At 65.1% G+C, this 684-nt stretch carries 1 protein-coding gene; it reads left to right on the top strand.

Features of this window, described 5'->3' with window-relative positions; genetic code table 11:
• Window positions 1–684 (top strand): adenosylhomocysteinase (locus D1614_RS23970; protein WP_119440490.1); only part of this gene is annotated, 684 nt, incomplete at both ends.

Here is a 684-nt window from a genome sequence, read left to right as displayed (position 1 = left end):
CGGCGTGTCGGAAGAGACCACCACGGGCGTGCACCGCCTCTATCAGATGGCCCAGCGCGGCGAGCTGCCGTTCCCGGCCATCAACGTCAACGACAGCGTCACCAAGTCGAAGTTCGACAACCTGTACGGCTGCCGTGAAAGCCTGGTCGACGCCATCCGTCGCGGCACCGACGTGATGCTGGCCGGCAAGGTGGCGGTGGTCTGCGGCTACGGCGACGTCGGCAAGGGCTCGGCCGCCAGCCTGCGCCAGGGCGGCGCCCGCGTCATCGTCACCGAGATCGACCCGATCTGCGCCCTGCAGGCGGCGATGGAAGGCTACGAGGTCCAGACCCTGGACGACGTCGCCGGCTCGGGCGACATCTACGTCACGGCGACCGGCAACAAGGACGTCATCACCGTCGACCACATGCGGCGGATGAAGAACAACGCCATCGTCTGCAACATCGGCCACTTCGACTCGGAAATTCAGGTCGCCGGCCTGAAGAACTTCAAGTGGGACGAGATCAAGCCGCAGGTCCACCACGTCGAGTTCCCGGACGGCAAGAAGATCATCCTCTTGTCGGAAGGCCGCCTGGTGAACCTGGGCAACGCCACCGGCCACCCCAGCTTCGTGATGTCGGCCAGCTTCACCAACCAGACCCTGGCCCAGATCGAGCTGTGGACCAACCGTTCGGCCTACAAGAA

It is taken from the genome of Maribellus luteus, from assembly GCF_003576475.1.
Lineage (GTDB): Bacteria > Bacteroidota > Bacteroidia > Bacteroidales > Prolixibacteraceae > Draconibacterium > Draconibacterium luteum.
The sequence above is the reverse complement of the archived record's forward strand: the minus strand, read 5'-3'. Positions and strand labels throughout refer to the sequence as shown.